General features: G+C 69.3%; 20 protein-coding genes, 1 pseudogene and 1 CRISPR repeat array (1 of these 22 running past the window's edge). Of the genes and pseudogenes, 17 read left to right on the forward strand and 4 right to left on the reverse strand.

What is annotated here, in order from left to right; all coding sequences use genetic code 11:
- Positions 1-18: 18 nt before the first annotated feature.
- Positions 19-1,449, forward strand: coding sequence for a hypothetical protein (locus tag AB0761_RS26395; protein ID WP_377271621.1), 1,431 nt, complete (start codon positions 19-21; stop codon positions 1,447-1,449).
- 189 nt (positions 1,450-1,638) lie between these two features.
- Here the strand turns inward: AB0761_RS26395 and AB0761_RS26400 are convergent, their stop codons facing one another.
- A complete protein-coding gene (locus AB0761_RS26400; RefSeq protein ID WP_377271622.1) occupies positions 1,639-2,688 on the reverse strand; it encodes an aldo/keto reductase in 1,050 nt (349 codons plus the stop codon).
- A gap of 95 nt (positions 2,689-2,783) precedes the next feature.
- On the opposite strand from AB0761_RS26400, the gene AB0761_RS26405 reads away from it, so the two are divergent.
- Both AB0761_RS26405 and AB0761_RS26410 read left to right on the forward strand, forming a co-directional pair.
- On the forward strand, positions 2,784-3,242 hold the full coding sequence (locus AB0761_RS26405) for a MerR family transcriptional regulator (RefSeq protein WP_377267823.1): 459 nt from the start codon (positions 2,784-2,786) through the stop codon (positions 3,240-3,242).
- A gap of 179 nt (positions 3,243-3,421) precedes the next feature.
- Complete coding sequence (locus AB0761_RS26410) at positions 3,422-3,538, forward strand: group II intron maturase-specific domain-containing protein (RefSeq protein ID WP_377271623.1); 117 nt, start codon at positions 3,422-3,424, stop codon at positions 3,536-3,538.
- 4 nt (positions 3,539-3,542) lie between these two features.
- Here the strand turns inward: AB0761_RS26410 and AB0761_RS26415 are convergent, their stop codons facing one another.
- Positions 3,543-4,784 carry an IS256 family transposase gene (locus tag AB0761_RS26415; RefSeq protein ID WP_377271624.1) on the reverse strand — a complete coding sequence of 414 codons (1,242 nt, stop codon included), beginning with the start codon at positions 4,782-4,784 and terminating at the stop codon, positions 3,543-3,545.
- Between the two features lie 469 nt (positions 4,785-5,253).
- On the opposite strand from AB0761_RS26415, the gene AB0761_RS26420 reads away from it, so the two are divergent.
- A complete protein-coding gene (locus AB0761_RS26420; RefSeq protein WP_377271625.1) occupies positions 5,254-5,883 on the forward strand; it encodes a hypothetical protein in 630 nt (209 codons plus the stop codon).
- Here the strand turns inward: AB0761_RS26420 and AB0761_RS26425 are convergent.
- The gene (locus AB0761_RS26425; protein ID WP_377271626.1) at positions 5,807-6,457 is read right to left on the reverse strand and encodes an IS5 family transposase; all 651 of its coding nucleotides are present in this window, start codon (positions 6,455-6,457) and stop codon (positions 5,807-5,809) included. The two genes, AB0761_RS26420 and AB0761_RS26425, sit on opposite strands and share 77 nt — an antisense overlap.
- Positions 6,458-6,540: 83 nt before the next feature.
- On the opposite strand from AB0761_RS26425, the gene AB0761_RS26430 reads away from it, so the two are divergent.
- The 6 genes from AB0761_RS26430 to AB0761_RS26455 all read left to right on the forward strand — a co-directional run bounded on the left by AB0761_RS26430 (position 6,541) and on the right by AB0761_RS26455 (position 14,259).
- Positions 6,541-7,608 carry a tyrosine-type recombinase/integrase gene (locus tag AB0761_RS26430; RefSeq protein WP_377271627.1) on the forward strand — a complete coding sequence of 356 codons (1,068 nt, stop codon included), beginning with the start codon at positions 6,541-6,543 and terminating at the stop codon, positions 7,606-7,608.
- A gap of 997 nt (positions 7,609-8,605) precedes the next feature.
- On the forward strand, positions 8,606-9,553 hold the full coding sequence (locus AB0761_RS26435; RefSeq protein WP_377271628.1) for a tyrosine-type recombinase/integrase: 948 nt from the start codon (positions 8,606-8,608) through the stop codon (positions 9,551-9,553).
- 65 nt (positions 9,554-9,618) lie between these two features.
- Entirely contained in the window at positions 9,619-10,722 is a 1,104-nt protein-coding gene (locus AB0761_RS26440) for a tyrosine-type recombinase/integrase (RefSeq protein ID WP_377271629.1), read from the forward strand.
- A gap of 16 nt (positions 10,723-10,738) precedes the next feature.
- The gene (locus AB0761_RS26445) at positions 10,739-11,092 is read left to right on the forward strand and encodes a helix-turn-helix domain-containing protein (RefSeq protein ID WP_377271630.1); all 354 of its coding nucleotides are present in this window, start codon (positions 10,739-10,741) and stop codon (positions 11,090-11,092) included.
- Complete coding sequence (locus AB0761_RS26450) at positions 11,089-13,299, forward strand: site-specific integrase (protein WP_377271631.1); 2,211 nt, start codon at positions 11,089-11,091, stop codon at positions 13,297-13,299. Before AB0761_RS26445 ends, AB0761_RS26450 begins: the two co-directional genes overlap by 4 nt.
- A gap of 42 nt (positions 13,300-13,341) precedes the next feature.
- Positions 13,342-14,259 (forward strand): IS5 family transposase, encoded by a 918-nt coding sequence (locus AB0761_RS26455; protein ID WP_377266755.1) that lies wholly within the window; start codon positions 13,342-13,344, stop codon positions 14,257-14,259.
- Here AB0761_RS26455 and AB0761_RS26460 read toward each other — a convergent pair.
- Entirely contained in the window at positions 14,216-14,758 is a 543-nt protein-coding gene (locus AB0761_RS26460; protein ID WP_377266756.1) for a hypothetical protein, read from the reverse strand. The genes AB0761_RS26455 and AB0761_RS26460 overlap by 44 nt on opposite strands.
- A gap of 62 nt (positions 14,759-14,820) precedes the next feature.
- Here AB0761_RS26460 and casA point away from each other — a divergent pair, with 62 nt between their 5' ends.
- The 7 genes and pseudogenes from casA (at position 14,821) to cas2e (ending at position 20,602) form a co-directional block, all read left to right on the forward strand.
- A complete protein-coding gene (casA, locus tag AB0761_RS26465; RefSeq protein ID WP_377271632.1) occupies positions 14,821-16,050 on the forward strand; it encodes a type I-E CRISPR-associated protein Cse1/CasA in 1,230 nt (409 codons plus the stop codon).
- Positions 16,047-16,736 carry a type I-E CRISPR-associated protein Cse2/CasB gene (casB, locus tag AB0761_RS26470; RefSeq protein WP_377271633.1) on the forward strand — a complete coding sequence of 230 codons (690 nt, stop codon included), beginning with the start codon at positions 16,047-16,049 and terminating at the stop codon, positions 16,734-16,736. The genes casA and casB overlap by 4 nt, the downstream gene beginning before the upstream one ends.
- A complete protein-coding gene (gene cas7e, locus AB0761_RS26475) occupies positions 16,736-17,896 on the forward strand; it encodes a type I-E CRISPR-associated protein Cas7/Cse4/CasC (protein WP_377271634.1) in 1,161 nt (386 codons plus the stop codon). The genes casB and cas7e overlap by 1 nt, the downstream gene beginning before the upstream one ends.
- Positions 17,893-18,657 (forward strand): type I-E CRISPR-associated protein Cas5/CasD, encoded by a 765-nt coding sequence (gene cas5e, locus AB0761_RS26480; protein WP_377271635.1) that lies wholly within the window; start codon positions 17,893-17,895, stop codon positions 18,655-18,657. Before cas7e ends, cas5e begins: the two co-directional genes overlap by 4 nt.
- Positions 18,654-19,307, forward strand: a complete 654-nt coding sequence (gene cas6e / locus AB0761_RS26485; RefSeq protein ID WP_377271636.1) for a type I-E CRISPR-associated protein Cas6/Cse3/CasE — start codon at positions 18,654-18,656, stop codon at positions 19,305-19,307. Before cas5e ends, cas6e begins: the two co-directional genes overlap by 4 nt.
- A 50-nt stretch (positions 19,308-19,357) precedes the next feature.
- The gene (gene cas1e / locus AB0761_RS26490) at positions 19,358-20,275 is read left to right on the forward strand and encodes a type I-E CRISPR-associated endonuclease Cas1e (protein WP_377274336.1); all 918 of its coding nucleotides are present in this window, start codon (positions 19,358-19,360) and stop codon (positions 20,273-20,275) included.
- Position 20,276: 1 nt separating this feature from the next.
- Positions 20,277-20,602, forward strand: a pseudogene (cas2e, locus tag AB0761_RS26495) (type I-E CRISPR-associated endoribonuclease Cas2e).
- Between the two features lie 42 nt (positions 20,603-20,644).
- A CRISPR array of direct repeats spans positions 20,645-21,519; the repeat unit is 29 nt; unit sequence CGGATCACCCCCGCGCTGGCGGGGAGGAG; it runs 1,371 nt beyond the window's last position.

The following is a 21,519-nucleotide window of genomic DNA, read 5'->3' on the forward strand; positions in this document are numbered from 1 at the left end:
TCATCGGAGGACCCCGACATGATCACGCCCAAGGAACTGGTCGGGCTGCTCCCGCCGACCTTCGAACCGGAATACATCGACGGCGCCGTCGTACCGTTCCTACTGAGCCGCCAGGTCACAGCGGAACGGCCGGCCCTTCCCATGATCGATCTCGCTCTGAGCAAGGAGAACGCGGCCCCGCCTCACTTCTGGTGCATGCTGTACAGCGGCTGGGAGCCCAATCCGGACGAGGGGGTCACGGTCTTCATCCAGGGCTACGAGGACCGGGGAGAGGACAACGAGCGCAAGAAGATCTACATGTCGGCCACGACGCCGGATCTCTACACAGCCAAGTACGCCGACAAGGTTCACGGCTTCCTCGACGGGCTGTTCACCCCCTCCCACGCTGGCAAGCCCCTGATGCACGAGTACTACGGTAACTACTTCGACATGTACTGGGATCTCCACGTAGGGGTCACGGGGGAAGCCATCCCGGCCGAGATCCGGGAGATCGGCTCCAGCTTCACCAATGTCCTCGGCTACTGGTACCCGACCTTGGACATCGTGCACGACAACATCATGCGCGTACGCGAATTGCGCCCGTTCCTCAGAGAGTGGATCGACGGCCGAGTGCAGGCGGTCATCGACGGCGAGGTCAAGGACCCGGAGGGGACCTTCGTCCACCACTGGCTGAAGAACGGCCGAGGCGGCGAACACTTCCGCCGCAAGGACATCGTCTTCGAGTGCTTCCACAACTTCCTGGCGTTCAGCCAGTGGGGCAACATCGCCTACCGCACCATGGAACTGCTGGAGGAGACCCGAGGCGATCCGACCGTCAGGTCGTGGTTCTCACGGACGATGACGGAAAGCTCGGACGAAGAGGACGGTGGCGTGTTCACCCCACTCGACCGGTTCGTGATGGAGGTGTTCCGCACGGTCTCACCGAACGGAGGAAGCCTCTCGACCGTGACCACGATGCGCGGTCTTGGCGACCAGACCGCCAACTTCGCCCTCAGCCCTCATCTGGCGACAAGCGAGGACCCCCGGCACTGGAGCAACCCGGAGCAGTTCGATCCGTACCGCTACAAGGCGGCGCCGACGAGCGTCGACAACGACGAAGCGAAGGCCCATGGGGCCGGGCTTGCCCGGTGCCCCTTCCCACCCACACCGTTCGCCGTCAGCGACGGCCGCCGGGCAGAGATGACCAACAGCGCATACGGGGCCGTCTACGGCGTGGTGGACGGCACGGCGTACCCACTCTGCGACGCGGCCGGTTACGCGCCGTTCGGGTTCGGCTATCGCCGCTGCGCCGGTGAGCAAATCACCGTGGAGTTCGTGAAGGACCTGTTGCGAACCATCTGGAGGGAAGGGATCGAGATCGTCGGGCTGGACGTCGAGCATCCGGAGAAGCTGCCCGTTTCACCACGCACCGTCATCGACGACAACCTCAGCTTCCGGAAGAGGAAATAATCGTCAGAGGCTCACGTTCACACAGGGAGCCCTTTCCAACCTGATGCAGAGCGAGGGGGCCTCGACTGCCCACCCGGCCCCGACGAACTCCCGCGGCTCAACCCGCCCCTGGCCGCCGGATCCGCCCCGTCACCGCTACGACCCGCGGCGCGGGGCGAAGGTGACGGGGCGTGGTGGCAGTGCCCGCGCTCAGGCCGCCGCCCGGCCGTTCAGCGGCCTGCGGCGCCGCTCGGGGTCGGTGAGGGCGGGCGGGGTCCAGGCGCCGTCCGGGTGGTAGAGGTCGGTGCCGGGCGGAACGATCTCGTCGATCCGGTCGAGAGCGGCGTCGTCGAGTACGAGGGCGGCGCCCTTGATCGCGTCCTGGAGCTGCTGGAGCGTACGCGGGCCGATGATCACCGAAGTGACGGCGGGGTGCGCCAGCGGGAAGGCCACCGCCAATTCGGGCAGCGTGCAGCCGAGGTCGTCGGCGAGCGCCACCAGCTGCTCGACGGCGTCGAGCTTGGCGACCGTCACGGGCAGTTCCGGGTCGAAGCGGGCCGGGTTGAGCGCGGCACGGCCGGCGGTGAGGTCGACCGGCCGGCCCTTGCGGTAGCGGCCGGTGAGGAAGCCGGAGGCCAGCGGGCTCCAGGTCAGCGCGCTCATGCCGAGCCGTTGGACGGTGGGCAGCACATCGGCCTCGATGCCTCGGGCGAGCAGCGAGTAGGGCGGCTGCTCGGTGCGGAAGCGTTGCAGGCCGCGGCGTTCGGCGACGTGGTGCGCCTCGACGATCTCCTCGGCGGGGAAGGTCGAGCATCCGAAGGCGCGGATCTTCCCCTGGTGGACCAGATCGCCGAGGACGGACAGGGTTTCCTCGATGTCGGTGGTGTGATCCGGCCGGTGCACTTGGTACAGGTCGATCCAGTCGGTGCCCAGCCGGCGCAGGCTCTCCTCAACCTCCTGGACGATCCAGCGCCGCGAGTTGCCGCCCCGGTTGCGGCCCTCGCCCATCGGGAAGTGCACCTTGGTGGCCAGGACGACGTCGTCCCGGCGCCCCCGCAGCGCCTTGCCGACGATGGTCTCCGACTCGCCCGCCGAGTACATGTCGGCGGTGTCGACGAAGTTGATGCCCTGGTCGAGCGCGGAGTGGATGATCCGGACGCAGTCGTCGTGGTCAGGGTTGCCGACGGCTCCGAACATCATCGTCCCGAGGCAGTGGGCGCTCACCTCGATGCCGGTGCCGCCGAGGAAGCGGTATCGCATGGTCGGTCTCCCCTGGTGGTGGATGGATTGGCCTGGCGCCCGCGACTCTAGGAGCTAGAGTCGTCTCTAGATCAAGTAGTGGACGGGGAGGGGCGGTGGCCGAGGTCGCGGCGGGGCTGAGCATCGGGCAGGTGGCCGAGCTGACCGGCCTGAGCGTGCACGCGCTGCGCTTCTACGAGCGCGAGGGCATCCTGCTGAGCGGTCCCGTCCGGCGCAGCCCGGGCGGCCGCCGCGTCTACACCGAGGACGACGTCGACTGGCTCAACCTCTGCATCGTCCTGCGCGCCTCGGGCATGCCGCTGCCCGCCATCCGTCGCTATACCGAGCTCGCCCGCGACGGCGCCGGCACCGAGCACGAACGGCTCGCCCTCCTGCACGAGCACGAGGACCGGGTCGTCGGGCAGATCACCGAGCTCACCCGCTGCCTGGACCTGATCCGCTACAAGGTCGCGGTGTACGAGGACCTGGTGGAGGCGGGCGCCGCCGAGCACAGCTGCAACCCGACCAGCGGCACCCCGAACGCGGAAGAAGACGGCCGCACGCCGGCGAACTGACGGCGAAGGAGCACGGCGGGTCCCTCGCCGCTCCGGCACAGGCGTTGGCGGGGCAGGTTCTACCTGCAACGCTGGCCCTCGCAAAGGGCGATGGGGGTGCTGCGAGACAAGATCCGCGCGGCGACCTCCAGGTCCCGGGCTGAGCGGCCGGTGACCGCCGTGGTGGCCGACCTCAACCCGTGCTCCGGGGCTGGGCGGCGTACTTCCGTAACGGAAACTCGGGACGGAAGTTCAACGCGGTCGACGACTACGTCCACGAGCGGCTGCTGGCGGTCGTGTCCCTTGTTGTGGTGTAGCCGATCAACTGGCGGTCGTGTTGGTGGTGTCAGGTAGCGCGGGGGCTCTTTCGGGGAGCTTGGCGGGGTAGAGCTGATCCATGCTGCCTTCGGGCAGGTAGCGGCGCGGGAAGGCGATCCACTCGTCGTGGAGCTCGAAGAGCACGGCGGTGACCAGTCGCAGGAGCGCGTCGTCGTTGGGGAAGACCTGGACGACGTCGGTCCGGCGCTTGACCTCGCGGTTGATCCGCTCGAGCGGGTTGGTCGACTGGATCTTCTTCCAATGTCGCTCCGGGAAGGCCGCGAACGCGGTCAGGTCGTCCTTGGCCTCCAGCAGCATCTGCTTGACCTTGGGGAACTGCGTGCCGAGCATGTCGGCGACGGTGTCGAGCTGGGCCCGGACCGCGGCCTGGTCCGGCTGGGCGAAGATCGTGCGGATGGTCGCGGCGACCATCTCGGCGGCGTCCTTCGGGATCACGGCGAAGGTGTTGCGCAGGAAATGAACCCGGCAGCGCTGATAGGCCGCCCCCAGCATGACCTTGCGGATCGCCTTGACCAGGCCGCTGTGGTGGCCGGCGATGACCAGCCGGACCCCGGTCAGTCCGCGTTCGCGCAAGGAGCGCAGGAACTCGGACCAGAACACCTCGGTCTCGCTGTCCCCAGCCATCACTCCGAGCACTTCCCGGCCGCCGTCCTCGGTGATGCCGGTGGCGATGACCACGGCCCGGGAGACGATCTGGTGGTTCACCCGGGCCTTGCAGTACGTGGCGTCGAGGTAGACGTAGGGGAAGCGGGTGTGATCCAGCGGGCGGGTGCGGAACGCCGTCAGTGGCTCGTCCAGCTCTGCGCAGATGCGTGAGACCTCGCTCTTGGAGATGCCGGTGTCCGCGCCCAGGGCTTTGACCAGGTCGTCGACCGATCGGGTGGAGACGCCGTGGACGTAGGCCTCGATGATGACGGCGTACAGGGCCTGGTCGATGCGGCGGCGACGCTCGAGCAGGCTGGGGAAGAAGCTGCCGGCGCGGAGCTTGGGGATCGCGAGGTCCAGATCGCCGGCGGTGGTGGCCAGCGTCTTGTCGCGGTGGCCGTTGCGGTAGTTGGTGCGGGTGTCGGTGTGCTCGTTCCACTGGGCGCCGATCCGCGCGCTCGCCTCGGCTTCGATCAGCTCTTGCAGCATGCGCTCGGCCACGCTGCGGACGAGTTCGAGTCCGTCCGCCGCGCGTAGTGACTCCAGCAGGCGTTGTAGGTCAGACTGGGACAAGGCCACCGGGTGCCTCCCTCGTTGAACTGCCCGTTCACGACGGAGAGTTGCACGGTGGCCTGCCTCATGCGCAGGGAGCACAGGCCCTTCGTGGATGCACGCCCCGGGAGCGAGCCCGCGCACACATCAACCCTGATCCCCTACACCACACAGCGGGACACCATCCGGCTGGCGATCTTCGCCAGCCGGAAACACGGCCTGCGGGGCCGAAACTGGACCGCGCGGTTCACCTATGCGTGGATCAGTCGGCTTGGGGTCTACCGCCTGACCGGGAACGTGCGCGGGGCGACAGCGCATGCCAGCCGGTGAACGATGTCGGAAAGCCGTGTACGGGAGAACTGTATGCACGGTTTGAGAGCGTTGTGGTGAACCGCTCTGCAGCTCGATGAGCTGGGGTTTTCTCGGCGTGGGTGTGTGCTGGCAGCGTCCGTGGGGCAGCCAGTGGGCAGTCGAGTCGGTCGTGGGGGTGTGGTTCATGCCGTCGGTGATCGCGTTGCTGGAGCGCCGTGAGGCGCGGGCTCAGCAGGAGCTGGATGCCTGGCTGGAGCGGTTGCGTGAGGTGCAGGAGCAGGTGACGTCCTGCCAGGAGCGGCTGGAGTGTGCGCGGATCGGCCGCGTGGAGGTCCTGCGCGCGCTGGCCGAGGAGGGCGAGGCCGCGGCCGCGGCCGGGGCGGTAGAAGCGGAAGAGTGCGTGGCACCGCCCGGTCCGCAGGGGTGCCCGTCGGCGGAGCCGGTGTCGGACGTGGTGGCCGGCGTGCCGGATGGGTCGGCGGTGACGCCGGGCCTGCCCGCGGGTCGCGACTCCCGGCCGCCGGTGTGGCGTGCGGGACTGGGGCCGGAGGCGCTGGCGGGGCAGTATCGGCAGTTGTTCGAGGTGGTCGCCGCACGGCGCGGGCCGGTCTCGGTGCGGGAGCTTGCGGTCGCGGTGGGCCGGGATGCCGCGCGGTTGAACGAGGTGGAGAAGGTGCGTCATCGTGCGTATGCGTTGCAGGCCAGGGGCTGGTTCGTGCGTGTGCCGGGCGGGTTGTTCACCCCGGCTGCGGGCCCAGGCGGTGCGGCCGGAACTCGGGCCAGTGCAGCCGCTGGCGCGCCATCTTCCGGGTGAGGGTGATCAGTCCGGCCCACCACACCATCTGGACGTGGTGGTCCGGGCGGCGTTCGTGGTCGCGGTTCAGGCGCCGGGAGCGCGAGAGCCAGCCCAGGGTGCGCTCTACGATCCACCTTTTGGCCAGTACCGTGAACTGCTTGGTGCCGTCGGGGCGCTTGACCACCTCCACTCTCACTCCGTGGGCCGCGAACGCGTCGGCCAAGGGCTGCCCCTGGTAGGCGGTGTCCACCCAGACGAGCTTGAGCAGCCGTCCGGGCTCGGCCATGAAATGGTCCAGCAGGCCGGGGGCGGCCTGGGAGTCGTGCACGTTGGCCGCCGTGACGGCGACCTCCAGCAGCAGGCCGCCGCTGTCGGTCAGGATGTGGCGCTTGCGCCCGTCGCGCATCTTGCCGCCGTCGTAGCCGCGTGTTGAGGCCGGGCAGGTCTCCGAGCCGTCCACGGACTGCGCGTCGATGATCCCCGCGCTCGGCTCCTCCCGCACCCCTTGGCGAGTGCGCTGCAGTCGGCGCAGTCGCTGGTAGAGCTCGCGCACGTATCCGTGCCGGCGCCAGCGGCGGAAGAAGTCGTACACCGCCCGCCTACAAGTTACGTGGAATCTGGAGCCGCATGATGCGTCTCGTATCCTGCGGCGTTCCCACGTACTGAGGAGATCCGTTGGGCAGCGCGGTGGTGCTGGAGGAGAAGTGGCCGGTCCTGGGCCGGCATGAGCGGGCGGCCGAGTGGCTTCGAGTGTGGACGGATCTGGGGCGGGCCCCGCGCACGATCGACGCGTACGCGCGGGGTTTGGCCGAGTACCTGACCGTCTGTGAGCGGGACGGCGTCGATCCGGTCGCCGCGAACCGACTGCAGGTGGCCGCGTTCGTGAAGGACCTGTCCACCCGGCCGAGCCGTCGGGGGAGCAACGTGGTCGCGCTGGACTCCGGGGTCGGCCTGGCGAATGCGACGCTGCAGCAGCGGCTGGTGCCAGTGCGATTGTTCTACGACTACCTCATCGAGGAGGGCGCGCGGGAGTCCAACCCGGTGGGCCGTGGCCGCTACACACCTGGCCGCCAGTTCGGGGGCCACCAGCGGGGACTGGTGCCGCGCTTGACGAAGCTGCCGTGGATCCCGAGCGAACAGCAGTGGCTGGACCTGCTGAACGTCGTGCGGGAGGAGCCGGTGCGCAACCGCGTCATGCTGGCGCTGGCCTACGACGCGCCACTTCGGCGCGAGGAACTGTGCTCCTTGCGGACCGACGACCTCGACCCTGCTCACCGGACCTTGCGGGTTCGCGCGGAGACGACGAAGACCCGGCGCGAGCGCGTCGTTCCGTACTCGGCGGCGACGGGGGTCCTGCTTTCGGGCTACCTCGCGCACCGGGCCGCGATCAGCCGGGCCTGCGGCCCGCTCTTCCTGTCGGAGTCCCGCCGCAACTACGGCCAGCCGCTGACTCTTTGGACCTGGTCCAAGGTGGTCCGGCGCGTCGCCCTGGCTGCTGACCTGCCGCGCTTCTCGACGCACACCACGCGGCATCTGTGCTTGACCGACCTGGCGAGGATGGGCTGGGAACTGCACGCGATCGCCACGTTCGCCGGCCACCGCAGCACCGAGTCGACTCTGACCTACATCCACCTGTCCGGCCGGGACCTGGCGGAGAAACTGAACCGCGGCATGCAGCAGATCCATTCCTGGCGCGTGGACATGCTCACCCGAGCCCAGAGCGCAGGGACGGTTGCCCAGTGACCGCCCGGCCGAATCCAACGACCGCACCCGTCTGGGCATGGCCGGTCGACCTCCCTCGCTATGACCGGCGAGGTCTGCTCACCGAGGCTGAGGTGGAGGCCCTGCGGAACTTCAGCATCGACCATGTCCGCCGCCACGACCTGGCCGCGGACCTCATGTCTCTGCGACCGGCCGCCCGGCTGGTCCGGCCGCTGACGGACGCCCTTGCCGCCCTGCACTGGCCTCCGAACGACCGCCACCAGCGCCGGTATGCACGCGATGCGGCAGGACTCATACTTCTCCGCAGCGGCGAGCTCCGTCGGGCCTTCTGGGGCTGGTCGGTACAGGACTGGGCGGACCTGATAGACGCGGACGGCGCCGAGTTTCGGCGCCGCTGGGGCGGGCAGATCGGCCCCAACGCCCGGCCGTTCTTGATCGCCTATGCCTACCTGCTCGGCGAGTTCACGGCCTTCGAGCAGCTCGGCCGGTTCATGCGGCCGAGCCTGGCCCGCCGGGTGTTCGGGGCCGGGCCCGTGGACGCGGCTGTCGAGCAGGTCTGCACGGTGCTGGCCGACTGGGGGTATCGCCGCGATGCCCAGAAGCTGGAGGCGGTGGTCTGCCAGGTGCTGCTGTTGAACCGCAGCCCGAGGTTGGAGGACCTCTCCACCGAGGCCCTGGGCGAACTACGTGATAGCCCGGCGATGGGCGGGCAGTGGGGCAAGGACCTGCACGGCGTCCACCGGGCGGTCGCGGCGCTCGGCCACGCGGACCCACCGAGGTTGGGTCCTGAGGCCGGGCCGGCGGCGATGGAGGGAGTGCCGAGCGGATGGGCGGGGTGGGTCGAGCGGTGGTACGCGACATCGACACTAACGCCGAAGATCCGCAGGAGTTACCGCAGCGTCCTCGCTAAGATCGGCCGCTGGCTGGCCGCTGGCTGGCCGCTGAGCACCCCGAGGTCACCGAGCCAGGCCAGTGGACCCGCCAGACCTGCGCGTCCTGGGTCGCGGCGGTGGACCGGATGTCTGTCGGCGACTTCTCCCAGTGGACCCACGGCATGCGCTCTCAAGGACGCCTGGGCAAACCGCTCACCGCGCAGTCGAAGTCCGGCTACCTCAAGGTGCCCCGCGCCTTCTTCCGCGACCTGCACGAATGGGAGTGGACCCCGCGGCGCTTCGACCCCGCTCAGGCTCTGCGGACCCCGCGAAGCGTCCGCGCGTTGATGGGCCCGGACCCGCGGGTGATCGCCGACGACATCTGGGCGAAGCTGCTGTGGGCCGGCCTGAACGTCGAACCTGGTGACCTGCCGACCTCGGACAGCCGCACCTACCCGGTCGAGCTGATCCGGGCCGTCACCTTGACCTGGCTCTTCGCCGGCCAGCGCAGTGATGAGATCGCCCGGCTGCGGGTGGGCTGCATCCGCTGGCAGCACGACGGCCTGCCCATCCCCGGTGACTCGGGCGAGGTCCTGGCCCGCGACGCGGTCTGCCTGCTGGACGTCCCGACCCACAAGACAGGCACCGCGTTCACCAAGCCCGTCGACCCGCTTATGGGCAAGGCCATCGAGGCATGGCAAGCCGTCAGACCCGCCCAACCGCAGATGCTCGACCCCAAGACCAGCGAGTTGGCCGACTTCCTGTTCGCCCACCGCGCCCGCCGGGTCGCTAAGCACTACATCAACACGGCGATCATCCCGATGCTCTGCCGCAAGGCGGGCGTCCCCACGGCCGACGTCCGCGGCAACATCACCAGCCACCGGGCCCGGTCCACGATCGCCAGCCAGCTCTACAACGCGAAGGAGCCCATGACGCTGTTCGAGCTGCAGGAATGGCTTGGTCACCGCACTCCGGAGGCGACCGCCCACTACGCGAACCCTCGGGAGTTGCATCAGACGGGCGAGAGGTCGCGGGTCAGCAGCTCACCGGGCGGACGCAAGGCTCTCCGAAGCTACTACGCACTGGCGGTCTGACCAGGGATGTTGCCGAGTCGATCCCTTCTGATGCATGATCTGCCCGCCAGAAGGGAGGGGCTGGAGTGGTGCATCAGCGCAAGGTCGCCCTGGCGGGGTCGGCTCATCTGGAGCTCGTCTCCGGCGTGGTCCAGCTGCGTCCCGAGGACGCGATGTTCGACGCGATGCTGCGGGGCTGGCGAGCCCAGCAGAAGGCAAGGGGGCTTCAGGACGAGACCGTCGAGGACCGAGAACGGCTGATCCGCCGGTTTCACGAGTTCGCGAACGACTACCCGTGGCAGTGGACGCCGGCCCACATGGACGAGTGGTCGGTGTGCTTGACCGGCGAGAAGCACCTGGCACCGTCCACGATCCGCGGCTACCAGGGCATCGTCCGCCTGTTCAGCGAGTTCGTCATCGACAGCCGGTACGGCTGGGTGCCCGCCTGCGAGGACGCCTTCGGTGCCTTCCCCGTGGCGATCTGCCACGAGTGGAACACCATCCCGCACCTGCAGGACTACGAAGGCAGCCCCGAGGCACGGCCGTTCACGCGGGAAGAGCTGCAGCGTTTCCTCGACTACGCCGACGACCAGGTCGACCGCGCGGTGCGCGCGAAGCGAAAGGGTGCCCTGGCCGCCTACCGCGACGCCACCCTCTTCAAGGTCATCTACGGCTGGGGACTTCGGCGGACCGAGACGTCCAAGCTCGACGTCGTCGACTTCGGACGCAACCCGCAGGCCCCGCAGTTCGGCCGGTACGGCACCCTCAACGTCCGCTACGGCAAGGCGAAGAAGGGCCAGCAGCCCCGGCGCCGAAACGTGCTGTCCGTGATGGACTGGGCCGCCGAGGCGGTCGCGGACTACGTCGAGAACGTCCGGCCACGGTTCGGGTTCCCCGACCACCCGGCCCTGTGGATCACCGAACGCGGGGGACGCCTCCAGCCCGGCTCCATCAACGACCGCTTCGAGGCATACCGTGACGCCCTAAAACTCCCAAAAGACCTATTTCCGCACTCAATCAGACATTCGTATGTCACCCACCTGACCGAGGACGGGGTGGACCGGCGGTTCATCCAGCAGCAGGTCGGCCACGAGTGCGACAGCTCCACGGCGATCTACACCCACGTCAGCGACGACTTCATGAACACTGCCCTGCACAAGGCACTGGCTCCGGCGTTCGCCGGGGTCTGACGGGAAGGACCTGACGATGGCCGCCAAGCTCGACTACCGCTGGCACCTGCGCAAGGTGATGGCGGATCGCGGGATGTTCTCCACCACCGACCTCATCCCGCCCCTCGCTGACCGGGGCATCACCTTGTCCACGAGCCAGGTCTACCGGCTCGCCGTCGAGCGCCCCGAGCGCCTCAGCCTGAAGATCCTCATGGCCTTGCTCGACATCCTGGACTGCAGGATGGACGACCTCATCGAGCCGATCGCCACAGCCGGCACGGTGAAGAAGCCGAAGAAGGCCGCTGCCGCGGGTGCCGCGCCACAGGCAGCGGACGGGCTCGGTGACCTGCGTCCCAAGCGGGCTCGGATCAGGGGTGTCGACCTGCCGTGACCACCGCTGACCAGCCGGCCCGCGCGGTCACGGACCCCGTCGGCCTGATAACGGACCTGATCACACGCGTCGAGAAGGCGCTCGATCACGCGGCCGTCCGGGCCGTAGTTCTCGGCGTCGTCGGCGGCCGTGCGAAGTCGCGCCGGCTCGCCGAAGCCCTGGAGGCCCAGCCCGAGGTCCTGACCGACGGCCGTTCTCCAGCACTCCGGGCCGTCGGCGACCTGCTGATCGCCCTCCGCAAGGCCGGAGCCGTGACGATCTCGCCGCCGGTCTGCCGCGACTGCGGCAAGCACCTGCGGACCTTCCAGCGCCGAGGCCAGGACTGGTTCTGCTCGGTCTGTGGGCAGGAGAGCGCCGAGTGCGCCGCCTGCGGCAACACCCGGCGGATCTCCATGCGGGACCGCATCGGGCGGCCGCGCTGTTCGATGTGTCCGGACACCGATCCCCGCGACCCGCTCGACGTCATCCATGAGGTGATCACCAGGATCAGTCCGGCCGCCGACCGCGAGATCGTCGCCGACGCGGTCCGCCAGTCCGCTCCCCGCCCCTCCTACCAGCAGAAACTGGCCTGGTCCTTGGAGGACAACCCCCGCCTGCTGACCGGGGAGGGGCACCTGGCTCCCCTTCGCGCCATCCCGCGGTTCATCGAGTTGCTGCACGCCGCCGGCGTCCCAGGCATCGTCCGGCCGGCCTGCCCCCGCTGCCGGCGCGTCGTCCGGATCGACAAGCCCCTCGACGGCCAGCGGGTCTGCCGCAACTGCATCGCCAAGTCCCGCATCGAAGAGTGCTCACGCTGCAGCACCCGACGCGAACCCGCCACCCGCGACGCCCAAGGCCGGCCGCTGTGTCCGCACTGCCTGATCACCGATCCCGCCAACCTGGAGACCTGCATCGTCTGCGGCAACCGCCGCATGGTCAGCACCCGGACTCCCGATGGTCCGATCTGCCCCAACTGTCGTCCTCTGCCCACGCTGGTCTGCTCGATCTGCGGCCGGACGGCACCCTGCATGCTCTCGAAGCTGACCGGGCAGCCCCGCTGCGGCCGTTGCAACCAGCGAGAAGTGCACTGCACCGTCTGCGGACGCTTCCGCGACATCCACTCCGGCACCGTCGATGCCCCCGTCTGCGGCCCCTGCACGAAGCCGGACGCCGAACTCTGGCGCCCCTGCCCGACCTGCGGCGAGGCCGAACGGCTCACCACACCCGGCCCCTGCCGCCGCTGCACGCTCAAGCAGCGGCTCGTCGGCCTCCTCACCGACGACACCGGCGCCGTCCCGCCGAAGCTGCAGGCTCTCCACGACGCCCTGGCCAGCACCGAGCGGACGGCGACGGCCATGAGTTGGCTCTCGAAAGGCATCGTCTCCACCGTCCTGTCCGACCTGGCCTCCGGCCAACGTCCCCTGACCCACGAGGCCCTGGACGAACTCCCCGACAGCAAGGTCGTCGAGCACATCCGCAGCGTCCTCGTGGCCGCGGACGCCCTCCCGCCCCGGGACGAGCAGATGGTCCGCCTCGAACGGCACGTGAAGGATCTCGTCGCCTCCCACGCCACCCCCGAGGGGCGGCAGATCCTGCACCGCTACGCGACCTGGCACCTGATCCGTCGGCTTCGCCGCCGAAGCCGTGGCAACGACATCACGCACACCCAGCTCAACGTCGTACGCGTGCACCTGAGGGCCGCCGTCTATCTGCTGGACTGGCTCGCGGACCAGGACCTGACGCTGGCGAACTGCCGCCAGAGCGACCTCGAACGCTGGATGACCCGCGACGAGACCCAACTCCGAAGGGAAGCAGGCCACTTCGTGCGCTGGGCCCTCGCCCAGAAGATCGCCCGCGACCTCAGCTTCCCCGCCGTGAAGTGGAACGGCCCATCCCAGGCAATGGACGACGACGCCCGCTGGGCCACCGCCCGCCGCCTGCTGCACGACGACACCATCCGGACCGAAGACCGCCTGGCCGGCCTGCTGTTGCTCCTCTATGCCCAGTGGCCTGCGGCGATAGCCCGGCTGACCACCGCTCACATCGAAGAGGCGGAAGGAACGGTCCGCATCCGCCTCGGCGATGTCGCGGTCGCCCTGCCCGGGCCCGTCGCCGATCTGGCCCTGAGTGGCTGTTGTCGTTCCGGTCTTGAGGGGTGGCGGTCGAACGGGAGTCTCGATCGGGTGAGTGCGGCGACTGGCGCGCATGAAAGCAGGGCCTCTTGGTAGCTCAAAGGGTGTCTACGCCAAAAAGCTGTCCAGGAGGCCCTGTTGTCGCAGTTCTACGGCATCACGGATGCGGAGTCCATTTCGGTCACCCTTGCGTGTGACTGCCTGGCTCACCGGTTCGGGAACGCCGGCGACCACGGGGTGCGCGAGCGCCGCTACCCGACCGACATGTCCGACGCCGAGTGGGCGGTGGTGAGGCCGCTGCTGCCGGTGCCGGGCTGGCTGCGGGGGCGGGGCGGGCAGCCGGAGGCGTACTGCCACCGCGCGATACTGGACGCAATCCGCTACCTGGTCGACAACGGAATCAAGTGGCGGGCCATGCCAGCCGACTTCCCACCGTGGGACCGGGTCTACGCATTCTTCCGCCGCTGGCGCGACCACGGCATGGTCAAGGAGTTCCACGACCGCCTCCGCCGCAAAGTTCGCGAGCAGGCAGGGCGGGATCCGGAGCCGAGCGCGGGCGTGATCGACTCCCAGTCGGTCAAGGCGGATGCCGTCGTCGGCGCCGGCAGCCGCGGCTTCGACGGCGGCAAGCTGGTCAACGGCCGCAAGCGGCACGCCGTGGTCGACACTCTCGGCCTCCTGCTCGCCGTGATGGTCACCAGCGCGGATGTCGGAGACCGTACGGCAGCCCAGGTCCTGCTCGCCCAGGTTGCCGCCGCGCATCACCTGCTGGCCCTGGTCTGGGCCGACGGCGGCTACACCGGCAGCCTCGTCGGGTACTGCCTCGCCGCCCTCGCCCTGGTCCTCGCCATCATCAAGCGCAGCGACGACATGCGCGGCTTCGTCGTGCTTCCCAAACGCTGGATCGTGGAGCGGTTCTTTGCCCACCTGATGCAAAGCCGCCGCCTCGTGCGAGACTTCGAACGGTCCACCAGCAGCGCGGAGGCGATGGTCTACTGGTCGATGACGCAGCTCATGACCCGCCGCCTGGCCCGGCCACGCCCTTCGGCAGCGTGAACCGGCCCGGCGCCGACTCGACCAGCCAGCTCCGGGCTACCAGCCGCTTCGCCTTCGACCGCAACGCCTCGACCTTCGCGGGCACCGGGTCCAGACCGAAGCAGGCGGCCATCTCCTGGCAGGTCAACGGTCCTTGACCGAGACGGTTCCGGTCCGCGAGAACCTGCAGGATCCGTTGGTAGTCCGCCGACAGTGCCGACCAGGCCAGCCCCGCACGCCACATCGGCACCACCGATTTCGGTTTCGCGGCGTCCGAGGATGCAGGCGGCACCGGCGGGGCACCACGATCCGCCCAGTTCTCGCAGGCGTCGGGGCTGGCATCGTCGTCGCCCGGGGCCAGGACCTCGCCGACGCGCGAGCGGGCGATGACCCACTCGTTCCACTCCCGCTCGACCACGACCAGCTCAGCCTGGATACGGTCGGCCTCCTCCCGCAGCTCGTCCATGCGACGGCGAGCGATCAGCTCACGCTGTTCCAACAGCCCCACGACCGACGGCATCCCCGACCCCCATCTCAGCGACGACTCGACACGTCACCACTCTCCCCGAGACCGCCGGCCCCATGCCCGACCAGCGAAAACGCAGCCCTCAACGCCGGAAAGACAACAGCCACTCAGGACGGGCCGCCGGCAACAACCCCTCCTGGTGGGGGCCGTTCACTGACACCGATCCGCAGCCGCTGCCAACGGAGGAAGCCGTATGGCACCTGCTCGTGCAGCACTACTACGGCCCCAGCGGCCGGTGCTCCGCACGCACCGTCGAAGAATCTGCGCTGGCGAACAGCACCGCGGGACCACTGCGCAAGACCATCTCCTTCCACCCGCTTGGACGTAACCTCCACGAATCTCTAGTGGCCTCAGTGCCCCGCAGCGTCGACACCCAGGACGCGGACGACCTCTGCCCCTGGGAAGAGCCGGACGCCCCCGATCCCCAGCGCAGTCTCGCGCCGCTGACCTGGCCCGGCAGGCTGCTGACCGGACGGTCGCGGCACGCGGTGCTCCTGATCCCGTCCGCCGACGGGCGCACGGTCACCGACACCTACCTGACCTGGGCCACCCGCCACCCGGCGCTGGCAGCCGTCGACCCCTACGTGGTGATGAACACCGTCAAGACCGGCGCCGCAGCGGGTAACCGCTACCCCCGAGAAGCCGACGCAGCGCGGGCCCTGTGGCGGGACCTGGACGCACTGCTGCTCAAGAGCGACGAGACGTCCGGCTTCCACCGGCCCACGATCTTCGCCGACCTCAACGACCTGCCCGAAGACGTACGCGCGGCCCTACGGGTGCGAGCCTACGGCTTCGACCAGGACGGCCAGCAGGTCGACCGGGCCTGGTTCACCTCGGTCACCCCACCGATCCTGAGATGGACGCAGGAACGGAACCCGGCGATGGCCCACCGGATCTCCACCTGCCGCAAGGCCGCTGAAGAAGTCGCCGACAAGCTCGGCTTCGCCGCCGCCGTGGCCTGGGCCGAGACCACCTCGCCACCACCAGCCGAAGGCCGCCAGGTCAAGGTCGACAGCAAGAACCCAGGATCGTGGCGGGCCCGAGCCCACAACGCGTACTGGCCGCTGGCTGAGCCAACGTTTTGGCGTCTGCTGTCCGAGGCCGCGGACCAGGAACCGTACCGGGCCTTCGTCCGCGACGCGGAGCAGGCTCTGCGCGCCGCAGTGGGCGCAGCGGAGCGGCAGCAAAAGCCCGCCCGGGCAGTGAGCCACGCCCTGGGCATCCTGCGAACCGTCCTGCCGCCGGTCCCATCCGGATCCGAGCACCGCAAGGAGGCCCCAGTATGAGCACCACCTCACCACCAGCACCCGCCCCAACGGGCTCTGAGACGCGCCGCGAGCGGATGACCGCGTTCGTGGCCGCAGTGACCACGCTGTGCGAGGCGCCCGGCGCGAGGGCGGACCTGCGCAGCGGACTGGGCCGGCCCGTCGACCAGTGCGGCCGCATGCACCGCTACTTGGCCTGGCGCGTGCCCCAGGGGCAATACGACGAACGCGCCTACTACGCGGTTGCCGCACTCATCGCCGCCCGGCCTCGCGCCGTACGCGACGCGGACGGCGAACAGGCCAGCGCGGACCCCGCCGAAGGCACAGCCCCGACCACGGTCTCACCTACGCATGACCGCGAACAGCCCGACACCAGTTCCACCGCAGCGTGGCACACCCGCCCCAACCTCGGGGACAGCCTGGCCCTGGCCGTACGCAACGCGAAGATGAAAGAGGACAGTGCCGAGACCCGGCTACGGCTCCTGACCCGCCAGAGCACCACCTCTGTCCACCCGCGGCTGCCCGCGCTGATCCGACACCTGCAGACCTCAGGCATCACCGTCGACTGGGCCGTACTCCTGGACGACCTGTCGGCATGGGACCTGTACCGCGACCGCATCGCCACCCGCTGGCTGCAGTCCTTCTACCGCACCCTGCACTCACCCCGAGCGACCGCCCCCGCCGATGAGGAGAACGTGAGCAACTGATGGCCCTCTACATCGATCTGCACGCCCTGCAGTCCGTCCCGTTCGCCAACCTCAACCGCGACGACCTCGGCCAGCCCAAAACCGTCCGCTACGGCAACACTGAACGCATCCGGGTCTCCAGCCAGTCCTGGAAGCGCGAGATCCGACACGAGGTCGAGGACCAGCTCGGCGAGTACGCCAGGCGCACCCGTCTGGTCCCCGGCAAGGTCGCTGAATCCCTGCGCACCGCCGGCTGGCCCACCGGCCTCGCCCAGTTCGCAGGCGAGCAGGTGGCCCGCTCCGCCGGCAAGGGCTTGAAGACCGAAGAGGGAGGCAAGACCTCCGTCCTGCTCTACTTGCCCGCCTCCGCGATCGACGAACTCGCGGCCCTCTGCCAGAGGCACCGCGATGCGCTGGAAGCCGCAGCCGAGCGCACCCAGAGTGCGGCGGGCAAAGGCAAAGCCAAGGGCAAAGCCGACGGCTCCGAAGCGGTCCTACCCACGGACGAGGTCACCGCGCTGCTCAAAGGCCGCACCGCGACCATCGACCTGTTCGGCCGCATGCTCGCCGAACTACCCGGCGGCAAGGTCGACGGCGCAGTCCAGGTCGCCCACCCCTTCACCACCCACGGCTCCGACCCCCAGCAGGACTTCTTCACCGCGGTGGACGACTGGCTGCCCGCCGAAGAAACCGGCAGCGGACACATGCAGACCGCCGAGTTCAGCGCCGGCGTGTTCTACCGCTTCTCTACCGTCAACGTCGAAGACCTCGTCACGAACCTGGACGGCGACCGCGACCGCGCCCAGGAACTCGTCAAGCTGTACATCGACGCCTACCTGATGTCCCTGCCCCAGGCCAAGAAGAACAGCACAGCCCCCCACACCATCCCCGACCTCGCCTACATCGCTGTCCGCACCCGCCGCCCCGTGTCCTTCGCCGCGGCCTTCGAGCAGCCCGTGGGCCCCCAGTTGTCCGGCGGCTTCTCCCAAGCATCCCGCCAGGCACTGGCCGAATACGCCGTCGCAGTGGACCGCCTGACCGCAGGCCGCGGACGCATCGCCCACGCACACGCCGGCATCGAAGACAAGCCGATCGACGGCCTCGGAACCCGCCACACCTCCTTCCCCGACCTCGTCGACGCCGCCGTCCAGGCCGCGTTCACCGCAAAGGCGACCTCGTGAGCGCACTGATCCTGCGACTCGCCGGCCCCCTACAGTCCTGGGGAGAGCGGTCGGTATTCGGCACCCGCGACACCGCATCCTTCCCCACCCGATCCGGCCTGATCGGCATGTTCGCCTCCGCCGAAGGCCGCGCCCGCACCGCGCTGCTCCACCGGTACGCCGAGCTCGGCCTGACCGTCCGCGTCGACCGCCCCGGCACCCGCCTGATCGACTTCCACACCGTAGGCGGCGGCCTCCCCGCCGCCAACACCGTCCCCACCAGCGAAGGCGGCCGCCGACAGGCAGACGCGGCCACCCTGGTCTCACGCCGCCACTACCTGGCCGACGCCGTCTTCACCGTCGCCGTCACCGGCCCCACCCCGCTCCTCGACGAGATCACCGACGCCCTGGAACACCCCACCTGGGCCCCCTACCTCGGCCGCCGCTCCTGCGTCCCCGACGAACCGCTCCTCCTACGCGCCGCCGTCGACGACCCGGAAGACGAACTGCGCTACGCCGTGCCACTCAGCCTCGCCCGGCCCCCAGCCCCTGGCCGCTCCACCATTGCCGTGGAGTTCATCTACGAGAACCCACCCGCCGACCAGACCAGCCAAGCCCAGCTGTACGAGATCACCGACATCCCCGAGAGCTTCGCCCCCCGCACCCGGCAGTACAGCTCGCGGCGACTGTGGCGCACCGTCGAGCAACTCCCTGCCGGTCTGTACGTTGGACCCCAGCCCGCAGACCGACTCATCGACTACGCCCTGAAGCAGGACGCATGACCACCGCCACCCTCACCCGCATCCTCCTCAACCCACGCAGCACCGCCGTCCGAAGGGACCTCGTAGACGCCGACGGACTGCACAAGACCGTCATGCGACTGGCCCCCGATGGCATCGGCGACAGCGCCCGCCAACAAGCGGGCATCCTCTTCCGCCTGGACCGCACACAAACCGGCGAGGTCCTCCTCGTACAGTCCCTGCTCCCCCCAGACCTCCGCCACCTGCCCGCCGACTACGGGCAGATCGACACCCGAGACCTTGGCCCCATGCTCAAGGCCTTCACCACCGGCCTGCAGGTCCGCTACCGCATCGCGGCCAACGCCTCCAAACGCATCCGCCCCAGTGAGCAGGAGATGGCCAGCGGCCGCAAGCACGGCAGGGTCATCCCACTCACCGGCGAGGAAGCCACCACCTGGTGGCAGCGAAAGTCAGCGGACGCAGGACTCGCGGTGCACAGCGTGGTCGCTAGTCCACTGCCAGCTGCCCGCGGCCGCGGCAACTCCGCCCCCCGGCATGCCCTGACACGCTTCGACGGCCTGGCCACCATCACCGACCCCCACGCGCTCACTACAGCTGTCCTCGCCGGTATAGGCAAAGGAAAGCCCTACGGCGCCGGCCTGCTCAGCCTCGCCCCGGCCCACCGCGGATGAACGCCCGAAAAACCGACCCCAAAGCACGGCTCGCAGCCCCCACCTTGGCGATGCTGCCCAAGGTCGCGGACTCACTCTCCTTCCTGTACCTCGACATCGTCCGCATCGTCCAAGATGACACCGGGGTCTGCGCGCAGATCGAGACCACGCGCGGCACCGACACCGTCTACATCCCCACGGCATCCTTGTCCTGCATGCTGCTCGGACCCGGCACCTCCATCACCGCCCGAGCCCTGTCCACCCTCGCGCGTCACGGGACCACCGTGGTGTGCACCGGCGCCGGAGGAGTCCGCGCCTACGCCGGCATCCTGCCCGACTCCCTGACCACCACCTGGCTCGAACGCCAGGTACACGCATGGGCCGACGAACAACGCCGCCTCGACGTCGCGATCCGCATGTACCACCGCCGCTTCGACGACGACGTCCCGCCCGGCACCACCCTCGCCCAACTCCGCGGTATGGAAGGCCAACGCATGAAGGCCCTCTACCGCATCTTCGCCCAGCAACACGGCATCGGCCGCTTCCGCCGCAACTACGACCCAGCCCAATGGCACACACAGGATCCCGTCAATCTCGCGCTGTCCGCCGCCAACACCTGCCTGTATGGCGTCGTCCACGCAGCCCTGCTCGCCATGGGCTGCTCACCGGCGCTGGGCTTCGTCCACACCGGAACCCAGCACTCCTTCGTCTACGACATCGCCGATTTATACAAGGCAGACACCACCCTCCCCCTCGCCTTCTCTCTCCACGCCGCGGCCAACCCCGAGCAGGAAGCCCGTCGGAAACTCCGCGACGGATTCCGTCTCATCAAACTGCTACCGAGAATCGTCGGAGATATCCAGGCACTCCTTTCCCCGGCGACGGGCGTCGGCAACGACTCCGAACGCCAGGACGTCGACATGGTCCAACTGTGGGACCCCCAACTCGGTGTCCTGCCCGCCGGCGTTAACTACGCAGCGGAGGATTGAGATGCCGTCCATGGTCGTCATCGCCACGACCGCCGTACCGACAGTCTGCGCGGAGCCCTCAGTCGTTGGACCATCGAAGTCCTCCCCGGCATCTTCGTCGGCACCGTCTCAGCCCGCGTCCGCGACGAACTCTGGGATGCCACCACCCAAGTCGTTGCAGACGGTGCAGCGTTACTCGTCCAACCCGCGGCCAACGAGCAAGGCTTCGCCCTGCGCACTGCAGGCACTCGACGCAGACATCCCGTCGACTTCGACGGCCTCACCCTCATCCGCATGACCGCCCAACCACGCGGCGGCCCTCGAACCGTCTCTGACGTTGGTTGCTGATGGTCTGATGAGAATTGCTCTCGATGGCGGCGACCGCTGGCGCGGATCACCCCCGTGCTGGCGCGGAGGACTGAGCGGCCGCGTGGACGCTCTCCTCACCCAGCGGATCACCCCCGCGCTGGCGGGGAGGAGGACGTCCTCCGTGCCTCCGCTGACGTTGGAGGGGGATCACCCCCGCGCTGGCGGGGAGGAGATCAGGTAGAGCGCGATCAGGCCGCCCATGTACGGAGCACCCCCGCGCTGGCGGGGAGGAGGCTGGCGAGGGCCTTCCACATGCCGATCCGGCCGGATCACCCCCGCGCTGGCGGGGAGGAGTTCTCCTGCGACTGCAGCCCCTTGATCAGGCCCGGATCACCCCCGCGCTGGCGGGGAGGAGCTGCTGGCCGCGGCCCGGAACGTCAGCGACGCCGGATCACCCCCGCGCTGGCGGGGAGGAGGTAGCCGGCGGTGGTGAGGTCGCGGGCGAGTCCGGATCACCCCCGCGCTGGCGGGGAGGAGGGCATCCAGCGCGGAGACCTGGCGCTGTACCACGGATCACCCCCGCGCTGGCGGGGAGGAGGGCATCCAGCGCGGAGACCTGGCGCTGTACCACGGATCACCCCCGCGCTGGCGGGGAGGAGGTGAAATCCCAGTCCGAGCCAATGATGAGCGGCGGATCACCCCCGCGCTGGCGGGGAGGAGGTAGCCGGCGGTGGTGAGGTCGCGGGCGAGTCCGGATCACCCCCGCGCTGGCGGGGAGGAGGGCATCCAGCGCGGAGACCTGGCGCTGTACCACGGATCACCCCCGCGCTGGCGGGGAGGAGGGCATCCAGCGCGGAGACCTGGCGCTGTACCACGGATCACCCCCGCGCTGGCGGGGAGGAGGTGAAATCCCAGTCCGAGCCAATGATGAGCGGCGGATCACCCCCGCGCTGGCG

This window comes from Peterkaempfera podocarpi (assembly GCF_042466665.1).
Classification (GTDB): domain Bacteria; phylum Actinomycetota; class Actinomycetes; order Streptomycetales; family Streptomycetaceae; genus Peterkaempfera; species Peterkaempfera podocarpi.